The sequence below is a fragment of the Nonomuraea polychroma genome (assembly GCF_004011505.1).
In the GTDB taxonomy this organism is placed as follows: Bacteria; Actinomycetota; Actinomycetes; order Streptosporangiales; family Streptosporangiaceae; genus Nonomuraea; species Nonomuraea polychroma.
Genome location: NZ_SAUN01000001.1, coordinates 7,604,283 through 7,619,837, shown reverse-complemented (window position 1 = coordinate 7,619,837; position 15,555 = coordinate 7,604,283). Strand labels below are relative to the sequence as shown.

Sequence of the window (15,555 nt, the reverse complement as noted above, 5' to 3'; positions counted from 1 at the left end):
CCATGGTGGTCCTCCGTTCGAAACAGAAGGGATGGGCTTGGTCATGCATGCCGCAGTGGTGACAGGTGGATCGCGCGGGATCGGTCGTGCCGTGGTGGAACGGCTGGCGGGCGACGGCGCCACCGTCGTGTTCAGCTACGTGGCCGACGAGCGGGCGGCCCGGCAGGTGGAGGAGGCGTGCGGCGGGCGGGCGAGCGCCGTACGTGCGGACGCGGCCGACCCCGGCCAGGTGGAGCGGCTGTTCGCCGCGGCGGACGAGGTGTTCGCCGGCAAGGCCGCGGGGCCGCTGTCGGTGCTGGTCAACAACGCGGGCGTGATCGACCACACGCCGATCGACGGGCTGACCCAGGAGGTGTTCGAGCGGGTGATGGCGGTCAACGTACGCGGCGCGTTCTTCGCGGTGCAGGCGGCGGCGCGCAGGATGGCCGACGGCGGCCGGATCGTGACCGTCTCCTCCACCGGCACCGCGTGGCCCAGCGCGGGGGAGTCGGTCTACGCCGCGAGCAAGGCGGCGATCGAGCAGCTCACCCGGGTGGCCTCCCGCGAGCTCGGGCGGCGGGGGATCACGGTGAACGCGGTCTCGCCCGGGCCGACCGACACCGACATGCTGCGCGCCAACGTTCCGCCGGAGGCGACGGCCGCGGTCGCGCACATGACGGCTCTGGGCCGGATGGGCACACCCGCCGACATCGCGGCCGTGGTCGCACTGCTGGTCAGCCCGGACGCGGCCTGGCTGACCGGCCAGAACCTGACAGCGGACGGCGGCCTGGTGTGACGGCCGCCGCCCGGCGCCGGCATGTCGCGGCCCGACGTGCGACGCCGGGGTCGGGCCGGCGGATCGTGTGCCACTTGGGCAGGATCAGCGGATCGTGTGCCCCTCGGGCAGGATCAGCGGATCGTGTGCCCCTCGGGCAGGATCAGCGGATCGTGTACCACTCGGGCGGGATCAGCGGATCGTGTACCACTCGGGCAGGATCAGCGGGCCCACGGCGGGCAGGCCCAGCTCGGCGGACAGGCGGGCGAGCGGTCCCCAGGCGTCCAGCCGGATCCTGGTCAGCGCGGCCGACTTGTCCTCACTGGATTCCGGCCCGCGCAGCCGCTCCAGCGGGTTGAGCCGCGGGTACGTGCGGACGGGCGCGTCGTCGCCGAGCCCGGCTCGCTTCCTGGCCAGCGCCAGCGCGTCCTCCAGCCCGCCCAGCTCGTCCACCAGGCCCCTCGACTGCGCGTCGGCTCCGGTCCACACCCGGCCGCGGGCCAGCTCGTGGGTACGCTCCCGGGTCAGGTTGCGGCTCTTGGCGACCTTGCCCAGGAAGTCGTCGTAGATCCGGTCCAGCCAGGCGTTGATCCGTTCCCACTGCTCGGGGGAGAAGCTGCGGGACGTGGAGAACATCCCCGCGTTGGCCCCCTCAGCCACCAATTCCGAATTTATCCCCATTTTGTGGAGCAATTCGGAAAAGACGGGCTTGCCGCCGTACACGCCGATGGAGCCCGTCAGCGTGCCCGGCTGGGCCATGATCACGTCTGCGGCCATCGACACGAAGTAACCGCCGGACGCGGCCAGGTCGCCCATGGAGACGATCACCGGCTTCACCTTGCGCGTCAACGACACCTCGCGCCAAATGGTGTCGGAGGCCACGTAAGAGCCGCCGGGGCTGTCGACCCGGAAGACGACGGCCTTGATGTGCTCGTCGCGCCGGGCCGCCCGCAGCGAGGCGCTGATCGTGTCGGAGCCCATCGCCCCACCGCCGCCGAGCGGGCTCCGGCCACTCCGGCCCGTTTTGATCATGCCGGTGCCGTGGACGAGCGCGATCCCGTCGGCCATGGGATGCGGCAGCTTCCGCACGGCCGCGGCCCTGGCGTACCTGGACACGTACAGCAAGTGCGATTCGCCGCCCGCGGCCTGCTTGATCTCGTCGTACACCTCGTCCCGGTACGCCAGCCCGTCGACCAGCCCGGCATCCCGCGCCTCCGCGGCCGTGAACGGGCCCCGGTCGATCAGCTCGCGTACCTTGCCCGCGTCCAGCCGGCGGCCGTCGGCGATGCCGGCGATCATCGTCTCGGTGACCGACTCCACGATGCGGGCCGTGGACTCGCGGTGCGGCTCGGTCATGTGGTCCTGGGTGAAGGTGTTGACGGCGGTCTTGTACTCGTGCCGCTGCCCGGCCTCGAAACCCACTCCCAGCTTGGTCAGCGCCCCCTTGAGGAACCGCTGCTCCAGTGCCACGCCGGTCAGCCCGACGTCGCCGCTCGGCTGCAGGTAGACCCGCTCGAACGCGCTGGCCAGGTAGTAAGGGACGGTGCCGCCGCCGAACTCGCCGAACGTCTCGGCGAAGGCCACCGTCAGCTTGCCGGAGGCCCGGAACTGGATCACGGCCTGGCGCAGCTCCTGCACCATGGCCAGGCCCAGAGGGGCGGTCCCGATCTTCACGATCAGCGCCTTGACCCTGGAGTCCTGCCTGGCCCTGCGCAGCCCGGACAGGACGTCGGAAAGGCGCGTCTTCCGCATGGACAGCACCGCGGCGAGCGGGTCCGTCGGCGGGCCTTCCGTAATGCCTTCGGTGAGATCGAGCTCCAGCACCAGCGGGGCCGTGCGCCGCTGGCGAAGCTTGTCGACGGTTTCGAAGATCGCCTTGCCTGCGTCCATAGAAGCCACCCTAAGCGACACATTTCGAAATGCCGTTTAGAACTATACAGCTAAGGTGTATGGACCTTAGGGGTATAGTTCTACTGTGGATCCGGTGATCAAGCCTGAATACGTCTTCGACCGCGACGAGGAGTGGGCCGCCCTGGTGAGGTTCGCCACGTCGCCTAGCGCTGACGTGCGGCTCGGCATCGTGAGTGGCAGGCGCCGTCAGGGCAAGACGTTCCTTCTCGACGCTCTGGTCCAGGAAGCAGGCGGGTTCTACTTCACTGGGTTGGAAGAGACGGAGGCCGAGGCGCTTGCCCGATTCGGTCAGAGGCTGGCAGCGCGGACAGGAGGCGGCCGTTACGCGTTCGCCAACTGGGACGAGGCGCTGGAGCGGCTTTTCGCCGTCGTCCAAGAGGGGATCATCGTGATCGACGAGTTTCCCTACCTGACCAAGGCGTCGCCTTCGCTGCCCTCATTGATCCAGCACGCTCTCGATCCCAGGGGATACATCCGTCGAGGAAATGCTCGCTTGCTGCTGTGTGGCTCGGCGATGGGGGTGATGGGCAAGCTCCTGGCGGGCAACGCGCCGCTGCGCGGGCGGGCCAGCCTGGAAATGGTCGTCAAGCCGCTGGACTATCGGGCGTCCGCCGAGTTCTGGGGAACCGACGATCCGCGTCTCGCGGTGCTGGTCCACTCCATCGTGGGTGGAACGCCGGCATATCGGCGCGAGTTCGTGGCCGGCGACGCTCCGGCCTCGATGGATGACTTCGACGCGTGGGTCCTGCGCACCGTGCTCAACCGGCAGATGCCGCTGTTCCGCGAGGCGCGCTATCTGCTGGCCGAGGAGGCCGACATCCGTGACATGGCTTTGTATCACGCCGTCCTCGGCGCCATCGCCGCCGGGAACGCGACGCGGGGCGGGATCGCCAACCACATCGGCCGGAAATCTCCGGACATCGGGCATCCGCTGGCGGTGCTCGAGGACTCCCATCTGATCGCCCGTGAAGCCGACGCGTTCAGGAAGGGCAAATCCCTCTTCCGCATCTGCGAGCCCTTGATCGTCTTCTACGAGGCTGTGATGCGGAGCGAATGGCCGCGGCTGGAACGTGGCAGGTCCGAGGCCGCCTGGCACGACTCTCGAGCCAGGTTCCTGTCTCAGGTGGTCGGACCGCATTTCGAAGGACTGTGCAGGGAGTGGGCGATGCTCGCCGAGGCTGAGGTGTTCGGCGACTTCCCTGGTGAGGTGGCCGCGGGCACTGTCGCGGATCCGGTCAACCGGACGCAGATCGAGGTCGACGTGGCGGTTCTCGCCCCGGAGGAGCACGGCCGTCCGCGGCGCGTGCTGTCCCTCGGTGAGGTCAAGTGGGACAAGGTGATGACCTCAGGGCATGTGGACCGGTTGCGGCGAGCCCGCGACCTGCTGTCCGCCAAGGGCTACGACACCAGAGGCACGGTGCTCGCCTGCTACAGCGGGGCCGGATTTCAGGAGGACATTCCACGGGACGTCCGCCTGATTGGCCTGGAGAGCCTCTACTCGTAGTCGGAGACTCAGGCCGCGCCTGGCAGTCTTCTCGCCGAAGAAGGCCCTTTCCATGAAGACGCTGATCATGCAGCGCACACGGTCCCACATCAGCGCCTCCGTCATCTCACCCACTACCTACAGCCCTCACCTCGTCTTGTGCGCGGGCGGTCGGCACCAAGACATAGATGATCTTCCCCTGGTGTGGGCCCTCGGCGGCGGAGGCTTGATGCCATTTCCCCCACGCGGCCGTTACAGGGCGTGGCGGGTGTTCTGGCCTTCATCCGGGGTTAGCGGTAAACAGCAAGGGACAGCCCGAGCGGAGCGAGGACCGCTCGGGGCAGGCTCCCGTCAGGCAACCACGTAACCGGGCAAGGGGTGGGTACGCGAAGGCAACCTACCCCTTGCGTTCGTTGGTCAGAGGCGGCTGCGGAGGGCGGCGTAGACGTTGATCCGCGGGGTGGTCACCTCGGTGCCCGCGCTCGTGTAGGCGATCGGCTTGCCCGTACGCGTCAAAGCTCCCAGCAACTGGTCCACCCCTGCGCGGCGGTGCTTCTGGTGCAGCAGGGCGAAGGCGCCCGCGACGTGAGGGGTGGCCATCGACGTGCCGTTCAGGGCCGCGTACGAGTCGTCCACGATCGCCGCCGTGATGGCCACGCCCGGCGCGAAGACGTCCAGGAGCGGGCCGCGGTTGGAGAAGGCGGCCACGGCGTCCTGCTTGTCCGTGGCGCCCACCGCGACCGTGTTGGAGACGCACGCCGGCCAGGACACCGCGGCGTCGTAGCCGTTGTTGCCCGAGGCCACCACGGTCGCCACGCCCTTGGCCAGGAGCTTGTCCACCTCGGCCTTGAAGTCCGCACCGTCGCCGGTGTCGCAGGCCGTGTCGTACTGGCCGCCGCCCAGGCTCAGGTTCACCGAGGCCAGGTTGTACTGATCGGCCAGCAGGTCGGCGTACGCCATGCCGGTCAGGACCGAGGAGTCGTACGCCAGGACGCAGACGGGGCGGCCCGCGCAGTACGGCGAGTTCTCGAAGCGGCTGAATACCTGGACCGGGATGATCTTGGCCTGCGGGGCGACGCCATTGGCCGCGAGGCCGCTCGTGGCCTGGCCCGCCGCGATGCCGGCGACATGCGTGCCGTGATAGCACAGGCCGTACTGCGGCTGCGGTGCACCCGTCATGCACGCGTCCGTCTCGGCGTCCGCGGCGCCGTCGCCGATCTGGAACTGGCTGCCGTTCGGGCACAGCGGCTTGGAGCCGTCGACGGGGTCGGCGGCCGAGAAGCAGGCCTGGGCGACAATGCGGCCGCCGAAGGCGGGGTGATCCTTGTCGATGCCCGTGTCGAGGATGGCGACGGCGGTGCCCCTGCCCGTGAACCCCTGCCGGTGCGCCTTGTCGGCCCCGATCAGCGGGATGCTCTGCACCAGCGTGGGCTCGTTGAGCTTGTCCTTGCGGATGGAGACGACGTCGGACTGCTCGGCGATCTTCTCGAGTTCGGCGCGGGTGCCGCGGTAGACGAAGAAGTCCAGCTTGCCGGCGACCTCGGTGGGCGGCTGCGTGGAGACGTTCTTCCTGTCCTGCTTGACCTGCTCGGCGCTGGCCTGCGCGGAGCCGACCTGGGCGGGCTGCTGGACGCGGACGATGGCGCGGTGCTCGCCGGTCGCCGTGATCTCAGGGTCGATCTTGGATTCCGGGTCGGCGAACGCGGGTGTGGCGACGAATGTTGCCGAGGTTGCGGCTAACACGATGGCGCCGGCCAGCAGAGACGGGAGTCTCAACTGCTCCTCCGGGGATCAGGGGGCATTTGTCCACCGAAGTGTAGTAATTGGACAGGTGGTGTCAGAGGGGCTGCTGGGTTCCGTTACCGGTTCTTGTTGTATGCGCAGCCGTTTCCCGGCATGCGGAAGGGCCGGAAGCGCCCACCCGGCTCCGGCCCCGCACGTTTCTCCGTAGCGTCACACGGCGGCGCGTCCGCCGGTGATGGCACGCTCGGCGTCGATCCGCGACGTGGTCGTCGGGATGCCGCCGGCGTTGTACTGGATCCCCCGTCCCGTCCTCTGCAACCGCTGCAGGTTCTGTGCGACCGAGTCGCGAGGGAAGGCCTGCTTCAGCAGCGCGAACACGCCCGCCACGTGCGGCGCGGACATCGACGTGCCGCTCGCCTCGCCGTACCTCCCGCTCGGCACCGCCGACCTGATGCGCACGCCCGGCGCGAAGAGGTCGAGCAGCGGCCCGCGGTTGGTGAACGTGGCCAGCCTGTCGACGTCGTCGGTGGCGCCCACCGCGACGGCGGTGGAGATGCAGGCAGGGGAGGAGACGCCGTTCGCGGAGCCGTTGTTGCCGGCCGCCACCACCGGCGCCACTCCAAGGCTCACCAGCGCGTCGAACTCCGGCTTGACCGCGGCGGCACTCGGGTTGCTGTCACAGGCCCTGGTGTACGGGCCGCCCCCGCCCAGGCTCATGTTCACAGCGGCGATGTTGTACGTGCTGACCACCCTGGCGACGTACTCGAGCGCCAGCTTCTGATCCGAGGTGTAGCTCAGGAGGCACGGAGACATCCTGCCGCCCCCGCAGAGCTGGGGGTTGTCCACGCGGCTGAAGACCTGGATCGCCACGATGCCGGCCTCGGGCGCGACCCCGTTGGCCGGGGCGCCAGGGGCCATCCTGCCCGCCGCGATGCCGGCCACGTGGGAGCCGTGGTCGCAGATGCTCGCCCTGTTGACCATGCACTGCGCGGTCTCGGCGTCCGCCGCGCCGGGGCCGGTCTGGCTGGGCTGGTTGTTCGGGCAGAGTGAGACCGTGCGGTCGCTGGCGTCGGAGGAGGAGAAACACGCCTCGTTCACCAGCCGGCGAGTGAAGAAGCCGTGGTCACGGTCGATCCCCGTGTCGAGTACGGCGATCGCCGTGCCCCTGCCGGTCCAGCCTGCGGCGTTCGCCCGGTTCGAGCGGATCACGACGGTGCTGGTGTCGAGGGTGGGCCGGTGCAGCTCGTCCTTGTAGACCGACTGGACGCGGGCGTCCTTCTGGAGCTTGGCGAGCGTCGCCTGGTCCACTTCGGCGACGAAGAAGTTCGGCGACACCGCCGACTCCAGGACCCGGCTGCCCTCGGAGGCCTGTTCGATGTCGCCGGCGACGGCGTCGACGCTCTGGCCTGGCTTGACCTGGATGATGGAGCGGACGCTGGTCTTGGACTGGATCTCCTCGATGAGCTCGGGGCTGACGAGCGGAGCGCTCATGTCGGCGCTGTTGGGTGCGATGGGCGTGCCGCCCGAGCTCGGCGTGCCTGTTGTATCCGGCTCGCCGGTGTCGGCGGAGTTCGGCGCGACCGGCGCGACCGGCGCGACCGGCGCGCCCGGCTCGCCGGTGTTGGCTGAGCTCGGGGTGTTCGGTGTGCTGGGCGGGTCGGTGGTCTCGGCATGGAGCGCAGGGGTCGTGCAGAGCACGGCGGACATGGCGGCCAGCGTGGTGGCGCTGGCCAGCAAGGACCGTAGCCTCACTGTTTCCTCCGATGAAGCGGCTGTGACGTGGCTGAGGCTGGAGCCGTGAAGCTCTTCCGGCTCCCGGCTTGCTTACGGCCGCATACATCCCCACCTGCGACAACTGTGATGTCAGTGACCTATGGGGCACAGATAAGCGTTGGAGGTCTTTTTGCATTGACGAGGCATACGAGAAAAGGCCGGCCATAGCTGACCGGCCTTTTCTGAAATTCAGTTATTTGACGGTTTTGAGGATGTTTTTCGTCGCCTTCGTCAGCGCCGCCGCGGAAGGCTTGCTGCTCAGCCGCACCTTCTCCGCCGCGGTCAGCGTCGTGGTGCCGTTCGTGCCGTGCGCCCAGTTCAGCCAGGCCGTCAGCAGCGCGCTGTCGAGCTTGGCCTTACCGGTCTTGGCGTTCTTCAGCACCCGGTAGGCCTTGCCCAGCGACGACGCCTTCGTCAGCTCGGGGAACACCTTGCTCGACTTGCTGATCAGCTTCAGGTAGCAGGTGAGCGTGGCGTCGGGGATCGTGCCGCTGCTGCGGTGGATCTCCACGGCCCAGGCCTTGGCCGACATCTTCGTGGCGGCCGTGCCGCGTGTGCACACCGCCGCCGTGGTCGCCGGCGTCGGCGTGACGGTCACCGTGACCGTGACGGTCGGCAGCGGGACCGGCGAGGTGGACGACGAAGGCTCATCCGAAGGCTCGTCCGACGGGGTGTCCGAGGGAGTGTCGTCCGAAGGCTCGGGGCTCGGGCCGCTCTCCGTGGGACCGGGCTCCGGCGGAGCGACCGGGGTCTGCGTGATGGGCGGCTGCGGCGTCGCGCCGGCCAGCGCCGCCGCCAGGTCCAGGCGCGGGGTTTTGACCTCCGCACCGTTGGCCTGGTACACGTACGGCCGGCCGGTCGCCTTCAGCGTCTCGATGAGTTCGGTCATCGGCGCCTGCGGCTTGGCCTGCTTCATCAGCGCCAGTGCCCCGGCCACGTGCGGCGTGGCCATCGACGTGCCGCTGTAGACGGTCGTCACGTTGTCCGGCACCGACGACTCGATGTCCACACCCGGCGCGAACAGGTCCACCAGCGCGCCCCGGTTGGAGAAGTTCGCGATGGCGTCGCTCCCGTCGTTCGCCCCGACGGCCACCGCCGAGGAGATGCAGGCCGGGTACGACGCCCCATCGAAGAACTCGTTCCCCGCTGCCACCACGGTTGCGACGCCCTTGGCCAGCAGCGCGTCGATCTTCGGCTTGAAGATCGCGCCCTCTTCGCTCGCGTCGCAGTCGGTCTCCGACACCATGCCGCCCAGGCTCAGGTTCACCGCGGCGACCGGCTGGTTCAACCCCGCCACGTAGTCCATGGCCAGCCGCAGCGACGACTCGAACGCCAGCAGGCACGACGGTTCGCCGCAGACGTCCTCGTCGTTGACCCGGCTGAACACCTGCACCGCCACGATCCCGGCGCCCGGCGCCACGCCTCCCGTTCCGGCCGCGATGCCCGCGACGTGCGTCCCGTGATCGCACAGGTTCACACCATTGGCCAGGCACTTCGCCGTCATGGCGTCGGCCGCGCCCGGCCCGGTCTGCTCCGGCTGCCCGTTCGGGCAGAGCGACTCCACGCCGCTCTCCACGGCCGAGAAGCATGCCTCGGCCACGATCCGGTTGCCGAACCACGGGTGGTCGCGGTCAATACCGGTGTCCAGCACGGCCACCGCCTGGCCGGTCCCGGTGAAGCCCTTGCCGTGCGCCTGGTCGGCGCCGATCAGCTTGAGGCTGGGGGAGACGTCGGCAGGCGTGTACGTCCTGTCCCGGTGGATCGAGGTGACCCGCGGGTCCTCGGCCAGCTTGGCCAGCTCCTCCGCGGTGCCCTCGACGACCATGAACGACTGGTTCTGCGGACGCAGCAGCACGTCCACGCTCTGGGCCGCCGCCTGGCCGGCCACGGGCTCGTTCTGCCCGGGGTCGGTCAGCTCGACGATGGCCCGCTCGGCTCCGCCGTCGGTGGCTAAGCCATCCTCGACCTTGTCCTGAGCGGGGGTGCTGCTGGGCGCGGGGGTCGGTGTCGGTGTCGGGTCGTCTGCGTAGGCCGGACCCGATAACGGGAGCACGGCCAGCACGATCGAGCACACGATCAGGTGGCGAAGTCGCACGCGTTCTTCCTCCGAGGGGATGATCTCGGAGTTTATGGCGATTTGCCCGGCAGGCACAGGCCTGGGGGCCGGTTTCCCACCGAACTTTCAGCGGATGTTCAGAGCGTGCCCTCGTGCGTGAGCCACACCGCGCCCATCGGCGGCACCCGCAGCGTGGTGGAGTAGGGCAGTCCGTGGTACGCCTCCACGGTCGCCTCGACCTCCCCCATGTTGCCCACACCGCTGCCCCAGTAGTCGTAGGCGTCGGTGTTGACCACCTCCACCCACCGCCCGGCGTACGGCAGCCCGAGCCGGTAGTTCTCGTGCGGCGCGCCGCTGAAGTTCACCACGCACGCCACCGCCGACCCGTCGTTCGCGTAGCGGACGAACGAGAACGTGTTCCCGGAAGCGTCGTCGGCGTCGATCCACCGGAACCCTTCCGGTGAGGAGTCCTGCTCCCACAACGCCGGGGTCTCCTTGTAGATCCGGTTCAGGTCCCGGACCAGCCGCTGCACGCCCTGGTGCCCGTCGAACTCCAGCACCCACCAGTCCAGCCCGCGTTCCTCCGACCACTCGGAGCCCTGGCCGAACTCGCCGCCCATGAACAGCAGCTGCTTGCCCGGATGTGCCCACATGAACGCCAGCAGCGCCCGCAGCTGAGCGAAGCGCTGCCACTCGTCGCCGGGCATCTTGCCGAGCAACGACCCCTTGCCGTGCACGACCTCGTCGTGCGACAGCGGCAGCACGTAGTGCTCGGAGTACGCGTACAGCAGCGAGAACGTCATCTGATGGTGGTGATACTGGCGGAAGATCGGCTCGTGGCGCAGGTACTCCAGGGTGTCGTGCATCCACCCCATGTTCCACTTGAACCCGAACCCGAGCCCGCCCAGGTGCACCGGCCGCGACACCCCCGGCCAGGCCGTCGACTCCTCCGCCACGGTCGAGATGCCGGGCTCCTCGCGGTAGCAGACAGCGTTCATCTCCTTGAGGAAGTCGACCGCGTCGAGGTTTTCCCTGCCGCCGTAGACGTTCGGCGTCCACTCGCCCTCGCGGCGCGAGTAGTCCAGATAGAGCATCGACGCCACCGCGTCCACCCGCAGGCCGTCGATGTGGAACTCCTTGAGCCAGTAGAGCGCGTTGGCGACCAGGAAGTTACGCACCTCTCTGCGGCCGAAGTCGAAGACGTACGTGCCCCAGTCCGGGTGCTCGCCCCTGGCCGGGTCCGCGTGCTCGTACAGCGGCGTGCCGTCGAACCGCGCCAGCGCCCAGTCGTCCATCGGGAAGTGCGCGGGCACCCAGTCCAGCAACACGCCGATGCCGTGCTGGTGCATGCGGTCCACGAAATGACGGAACTCGTCGGGGGTGCCGAACCTGGCCGTGGGCGCGTAGTAGGACGTCACCTGGTAGCCCCACGACCCACCGAACGGGTGCTCGGCCACCGGCAGCAGCTCCACGTGCGTGAAGCCCAGGTCGGCGACGTACTCCGACAGCTGGTCGGCCAGCTCCACGTACGTCAACCCGGGCCGCCACGACCCCAGATGCACCTCGTAGACGCTCATCGGCTCCGCCTGCGGGGGCTTCTCCCGCCGGCTGGTCATCCAGGAGTCGTCCGCCCAGCTGTAGGCGGACTTGTCCACCACGGAGGCCGTCATCGGCGGCACCTCTGTCCGCCTGGCCATCGGGTCGGCCTTGTCCCGCCATATCCCGTCAGCGCCGAGGATCTGGTACTTGTACCGCTCGCCCGGCCCGAGCCCGGGGATGAACAGCTCCCACACCCCCGACCGGCCCAGCGACCGCATCGGGTAGGCGGTGCCGTCCCAATGGTTGAAGTCGCCGACGACCCTGATGCCGCGCGCGTTCGGCGCCCAGACGGCGAACGCGGTGCCCTCGACGTCCTCATGCTTCATGACGCGCGCGCCGAGCGCCTCCCACAGCCGCTCGTGCCGCCCCTCCCCGATGAGGTGCAGGTCCACTTCGCCCAGCGTGGGCCAGTGCCGGTACGGGTCGCGGAAGGTGTGCGGCTCGGCGCCCGCGTACTTGACGCTGAGCGTGTAGTCGGGCACCTTGTCCAGGCCCGGGACCGTGACCTCGAACACCCCGTGAGCCTGGTGCTTCATGTCATGGGCCGAACCGTCCTCCATCACCACCCTGACCCGCTCGGCGAGTGGGCGCAGCGCCCGGAAGACCACCCCGCCGGCGACCGGGTGCGCCCCGAGCACAGAGTGGGGATCATGGTGCGCTCCGCCCGCCAGGCGGTCGAGCTCTGTCCTCATCGGCATGCTCCCAACCTTGCCCTATGATGACCGTCCATCCCAGGCACTGCCCGCTTTCACCAAGACAATCACAGAAAGTGCAAAATCCCGGCTTCATCACGAGGGCCTGCCGGGAAGGGATAACCGATCCTTTCCGACTTCTTGACTCGACATACTGGTGCGCTGCTCGGTCAACCCCTCACGAAAGGATCGAGCCATGCACCCGCCACCGCCCCAGCCGTTGCGCCCGGTCCGCGGCTTAGCGATCTTCACGGTAGTGGCGCTGGTGTGCGACTCACTCCTCGGCATCGTCGTCGCCGTGATCGACCTGTGGCACGCGGCCGGCTGGTGGGCGGTCGTCCGCAAGATCACTGACGTGCAGGAGGAACAGCGGTACGCGGCCGCCGTTCCCAGTGTCCCTGGCGCGTATCCGGCGTATTAGCTGTACTCGACCAGGAGGTCCTCGAGCGGCAGGGTGCCGCCCCGGGACACTGCCGCCGCGGCCTGCTCCCTCCCGAGGGCCGCCTCCACCGCCGCAGTGATCCTGTCCACGTCGCCCCGCTCGCCGGCCGGCAGCGGGGCGCCCACGGACGACCTGAGGGCCGCCGCCTGGCCCAGCAGCAATCCCGCCTCCTCGTGCCGTCCGGCGAGTGCCCGTGCGCCTGCCAGGCCCTCCAGCGCCAGCGCCGTGGCCCGCGGGTCGCCGACCTTGCGGGCCGCGGCCAGCCCCTGCAGCTGCAGCTCCAGCGCCGCCGCCGGGTCGCCCCGCTGCTCGGCGGCGAAGCCCAGCTCGGCCAGGATCAGCGCGGCTCCTGGCTCGCCCGCCACGTCCCTGACCCAGTCCAGCCACGTGCGCAGCCGCCGCTCGGCCTCCTCCAGCCGGCCCTGCCGCCTGGCCGACAGCGCGAGCCCGAGCTCGGCGAACTCCTCGGCGGGACGGTTGGACTGCGCTGCCGCGAGCCGCCTGGCCCGCTCGTGGTAGTCGTCGGCCGCCGCGTAGTCGCCGGTCAGCAGGGCGATCCTGCCCAGCCGCGACAGCGCGTCAGATACCGAGCTCCACAGTCCCAGCTCCTCGGCCATCCGCAGGCCGTCCGTACGCAGCGCGGCGGCCCGCTCGTAGTCACCGGTGATCTCGGCGAGCGTGCCGAGGTTCTCCGCGGCCCGCATCTCGCCCCACTGGTCGCCGATCTCCCGGAACAACCTCAGCCCCTGCTCGCCGTCCCGTCGCAGTGCCTCCAGGTCACCCCGCATGGCGGCGTACCTGGCGAGCACGTTGAGCGCCGCGGCCGTGCCCCACCGGTCGCCCAGCTCCCTGAAATCCTCCAACGCCGCGCGCACCATGCTCTCGCTCGCCGACAGGTCGTCGTATCCGAACATCGCGAACCCGGCGAACCACCTCGCCCTGGCCCTGGCGAGCGGATCCTCGATGGCCTCGAACAACGCCGTCTCCAGAACCTGCGGCTGCCCTGCCAGCATGCGCAGTCCCGCGAGCCACACCTGGGTCTCGGCCGCGTCGCCGCAGACGGACAGGGCGCTCTCCAGGGCCCGCAGGGCCTCGCTGAGCCGGCCGCGCAGCACCCAGTACCAGGCCATGGCGTTCACCAGCCGGACGGCCACCTCGGCGGCGCGCTGCCGCACCGCTGTGTCCAGCGCGGCCCTCAGGTTGGCGCCCTCGGTGTCGAGCCGGGCGAGCCACTCCCGCTGTCCGGCTCCTCTGAGGTCGGCGCGTTCGGCGAGGGCGGTGTAGTAGCGGCTGTGCCGTGCCATGATCAGGTCGCGCTCGCCCGCCTCGGCCAGCCGTTCGTGGCAGTAGGCGGCGACCGACTCCAGCAGCCGGAACCGGGGCCCGGGGGTCCGCACCACCAGCGACCGGTCCACCAGCCTGGCCAGCAGGTCGAGCACGTCCACACCCGGCTCGGCGCACACCTGCTCGGCCGCCTCCAGCGTGCATCCGTCGGCGTGCACGGCCAGCCGCCGCAGCACCGTTCGCTCTTGCCCGGACAGCAGCTCCCAGCTCCAGTCGATCATCGCCCGCAGGGTCTGCTGCCTGGCCGGGGCGTCGCGCACCCCTGAGGCGAGCAGCCGGAACCGGTCGTCAAGCCGCTCGGCGAGCTGCCGCGGAGTCAGCACCCGCATCCTGGTCGCGGCCAGCTCCAGCGCCAGTGGGAGGCCGTCCAGCCTGGCGCAGATCTCCGCCACGTCCGCATCCGGCTCGACCCCCGCCCGCGCCGCGAACAACTCCACCGCCGCCTCCGGCGCCAGCGGTGGCACGCCCCACAGGGCCTCACCTTCGATACGCAACGACTCCTGGCTGGTGGCCAGGATCCGCAGCCCGGGCACGGCTCGCAGCAGCCGGGCCACCAGCGCGGCGACCTGCTCCACGACGTGCTCGCAGTTGTCCAGCACGAGCAGTGTGCGCTTGCCCTGGAACGCGGCCGCCAGCCGATCGACCATGGACCCCGCCACGTCGTCCCGCAACCCCAGGACGCCGCCGATCGCCTCCGCCACCTCGACGACCCCGGCGTGCGGCCGCAGCGCCGCCAGCTCCACCAGCCACACATCTCCGTCGGTGGCGTGCCCTCCAGACTCCGCGGCGCCTGCCATCGGGACGGGGGCACTCGGGGCCGCCGCGGCCGCCAGGGCCAGGCGCGTCTTGCCGACGCCCCCCGGCCCCGTGAGCGTGACCAGCCGGTTGGCCCGCAGCAGCGCCCGGACCTCGGCCACCGCCTCCTCCCGCCCGATCAGGCGGCTCAAAGGCGCGGGCAGGTTGGTCCGAGGCCGCACAGCAACCACGTCCAGGGCCGGGTCCTGGCGCAGGATCGCCTGATGCAGCGCCGCCAGCTCGGATGACGGGTCCGCCCCGAACTCGTCCCGCAGCCTGCGCCGCAGATCCTGGTAAGCCGCCAGCGCTTCACTCTGCCGCCCCGCCAGGTAGAGCGCCCGCACGTGCACGCCCCTCAGCCGCTCGCGCAGCGGGTGCGCGGCCACCAGCTCGCCCAGGTCTGCGGCGACGAGCGCGTGCTCGCCCAGTTCCAGCCGCGCCTCCGCCAGGTGCTCAACCGCCACCAGCCGCTGCTCCTCCAGCCGCGCCACGGCGGCCTGCGCGAACGGCTCGTCGGCGAACTCGGCATAGGCCCCGCCCCGCCACAGATCGAGCGCCTCCCGCAGAAGGGAGAGCCGTTCGCGGACGTCATCGGCGTGTTGGGCACGCTCCAGCAGCGTCTCGAACCGGCCGGCGTCCACCGCGTCCGGCTCCACGCGCAGCACGTAGCCGGGCGCCCGGTAGACCACCAGCTCCCGGTCCCCGAGCACCCTGCGCAACTGCGACACCTTCACCCGGAGCGCGGCAGGCGCGTTGGCGGGCGGGCGCTCGCCCCACAGGTCTTCGATCAGCCGGTCGGCCGAGACTGTCCGGCCGGCGTGGATCAGCAGATCGGCGAGGAGCGCCCGGACCTTGGTCTCCACCACCCGGACCGGCTCCCCGCCCGCCCCCCGCACCACGAGCGGCCCCAGCACCCCGAACCGCATCCCGCCCCCCGTAACCGACTCCGAACCAGACCATAAC

The 15,555-nt window shown here is 70.1% G+C and carries 10 protein-coding genes; 4 read left to right on the top strand and 6 right to left on the bottom strand.

Annotated features, from left to right (window positions below; translation table 11 throughout):
- The first annotated feature begins 43 nt into the window (after positions 1-43).
- Entirely contained in the window at positions 44-775 is a 732-nt protein-coding gene (locus EDD27_RS34700) for an SDR family oxidoreductase (RefSeq protein ID WP_127936143.1), read from the top strand.
- Positions 776-946: 171 nt separating this feature from the next.
- On the opposite strand, the gene sppA is transcribed toward EDD27_RS34700, so the two are convergent.
- Complete coding sequence (gene sppA / locus EDD27_RS34695; protein WP_127936142.1) at positions 947-2,644, bottom strand: signal peptide peptidase SppA; 1,698 nt, start codon at positions 2,642-2,644, stop codon at positions 947-949.
- A gap of 85 nt (positions 2,645-2,729) precedes the next feature.
- Here sppA and EDD27_RS34690 point away from each other — a divergent pair, with 85 nt between their 5' ends.
- Positions 2,730-4,169 (top strand): AAA family ATPase, encoded by a 1,440-nt coding sequence (locus EDD27_RS34690; RefSeq protein ID WP_241564419.1) that lies wholly within the window; start codon positions 2,730-2,732, stop codon positions 4,167-4,169.
- Positions 4,170-4,565: 396 nt separating this feature from the next.
- On the opposite strand, the gene EDD27_RS34685 is transcribed toward EDD27_RS34690, so the two are convergent.
- Entirely contained in the window at positions 4,566-5,924 is a 1,359-nt protein-coding gene (locus EDD27_RS34685; protein ID WP_127936140.1) for a S8 family peptidase, read from the bottom strand.
- 177 nt (positions 5,925-6,101) lie between these two features.
- Positions 6,102-7,382 carry a S8 family peptidase gene (locus EDD27_RS34680; protein WP_164903917.1) on the bottom strand — a complete coding sequence of 427 codons (1,281 nt, stop codon included), beginning with the start codon at positions 7,380-7,382 and terminating at the stop codon, positions 6,102-6,104.
- On the opposite strand from EDD27_RS34680, the gene EDD27_RS54740 reads away from it, so the two are divergent.
- Positions 7,381-7,692 (top strand): hypothetical protein, encoded by a 312-nt coding sequence (locus EDD27_RS54740; RefSeq protein ID WP_164903916.1) that lies wholly within the window; start codon positions 7,381-7,383, stop codon positions 7,690-7,692. The genes EDD27_RS34680 and EDD27_RS54740 overlap by 2 nt on opposite strands.
- A gap of 165 nt (positions 7,693-7,857) precedes the next feature.
- Here EDD27_RS54740 and EDD27_RS34675 read toward each other — a convergent pair whose 3' ends face one another.
- Positions 7,858-9,759 (bottom strand): S8 family peptidase, encoded by a 1,902-nt coding sequence (locus tag EDD27_RS34675; RefSeq protein ID WP_127936138.1) that lies wholly within the window; start codon positions 9,757-9,759, stop codon positions 7,858-7,860.
- Positions 9,760-9,857: 98 nt separating this feature from the next.
- Positions 9,858-12,011: a 1,4-alpha-glucan branching protein GlgB gene (gene glgB / locus EDD27_RS34670; protein WP_127941156.1), complete on the bottom strand. Its 2,154-nt coding sequence runs from the start codon at positions 12,009-12,011 to the stop codon at positions 9,858-9,860.
- A 196-nt stretch (positions 12,012-12,207) separates the two neighbouring features.
- Between glgB and EDD27_RS34665 the strand changes: the two genes are divergently transcribed.
- The gene (locus tag EDD27_RS34665) at positions 12,208-12,432 is read left to right on the top strand and encodes a hypothetical protein (protein WP_127936137.1); all 225 of its coding nucleotides are present in this window, start codon (positions 12,208-12,210) and stop codon (positions 12,430-12,432) included.
- On the opposite strand, the gene EDD27_RS34660 is transcribed toward EDD27_RS34665, so the two are convergent.
- Positions 12,429-15,518 (bottom strand): AfsR/SARP family transcriptional regulator, encoded by a 3,090-nt coding sequence (locus tag EDD27_RS34660; RefSeq protein ID WP_127936136.1) that lies wholly within the window; start codon positions 15,516-15,518, stop codon positions 12,429-12,431. The two genes, EDD27_RS34665 and EDD27_RS34660, sit on opposite strands and share 4 nt — an antisense overlap.
- Positions 15,519-15,555: the final 37 nt, after the last annotated feature.